Raw genomic sequence first — 264 nt, 5'->3', positions numbered from 1 at the left:
CTCTTCATCCGTAACAATAAACCCGCCACCAATAGAGTAGTAAACTTTGCTATATACTTTTTCGCCATTGTTATAGGCAATAATTTCCATTGCGTTGGAATGTTTAGGGAGTGTCTTTCTGCGATGAAAAACAATAGCGCCCTGCTTAGGGAATTTAGCTTTATGAGTTTGGTTTAGGTAAATAACCTGTTCTTTTTCAATTTTAGCGAGTATGTCATCCACTAAATCGGCATCAATGGTTTCAGGATCATAACCGGCTAAGCC

At 38.6% G+C, this 264-nt stretch carries 1 protein-coding gene; it reads right to left on the bottom strand.

Features of this window, described 5'->3' with window-relative positions:
• Nucleotides 1-264: serine dehydratase beta chain (locus AAEY98_RS22410; RefSeq protein WP_351019805.1), on the bottom strand; the 264-nt coding region annotated here is incomplete at both ends.

Source organism: Shewanella sp. AC91-MNA-CIBAN-0169 (genome assembly GCF_040310165.1).
Taxonomy (GTDB): Bacteria; Pseudomonadota; Gammaproteobacteria; order Enterobacterales; family Shewanellaceae; genus Shewanella.
This window is presented reverse-complemented; position numbering and strand designations above follow the sequence as displayed.